Genomic DNA, 590 nt, shown 5'->3' with positions numbered 1-590 from the left:
AACGGCGCCGTTCTTCTGCTCGACAAATGCCTGGTCATTCTTGCGGTAAGGCCGGCAGCGGGTGAACTCGATGCCACCGTCCCGGCAGTAATCGCGCACAGTCTCATTCAGGAACACGCTGTCATTGGAGTCAGTTTTGCAAGCCGTTTGACATCCAGGCCCTCGACCGCACCCAACCCGGACTGCCGCTCAAGAAAGGCCGCCTCGGGACCATGACGCACGACTACAAGCGCCATGGCACCACCACGCTGTTTGCCGCCCTGAACGTGCTCGATGGCACCGTCATTGGGCGCAACATGCAGCGTCACCGGCATCAGGAGTTCATCCGCTTCCTGAACACCATTGAAGCCCAGGTGCCAGTGGATAAAGCCGTGCACGTCATCCTCGACAACTATGCGGCTCACAAGCACCCGAAGGTCCGCGCCTGGCTCGACCGCCAAAAGCGCTTCACCTTCCACTTTACCCCGACATCCTGCTCGTGGCTCAATGCCGTTGAAGGCTTCTTCGCCAAGCTGACCCGCCAGCGGCTCAAGCGCGGCGTCTTCCGTTCGGTGGTCGATCTTCAGGAGGCCATCAACCGGTACGTCGCT

At 60.5% G+C, this 590-nt stretch carries 2 pseudogenes; one reads left to right on the top strand and one right to left on the bottom strand.

The features are described 5' to 3' along the window. Positions 1-126: pseudogene (locus tag D3227_RS40590) on the bottom strand (ISNCY family transposase); the annotation flags it as partial. Between the two features lie 26 nt (positions 127-152). Here D3227_RS40590 and D3227_RS40585 point away from each other — a divergent pair. Further along, a pseudogene (locus D3227_RS40585) lies at positions 153-590 on the top strand (IS630 family transposase); the annotation flags it as partial.

This window comes from Mesorhizobium waimense (assembly GCF_003601975.1).
Lineage (GTDB): Bacteria > Pseudomonadota > Alphaproteobacteria > Rhizobiales > Rhizobiaceae > Mesorhizobium > Mesorhizobium waimense.
This window is presented reverse-complemented; position numbering and strand designations above follow the sequence as displayed.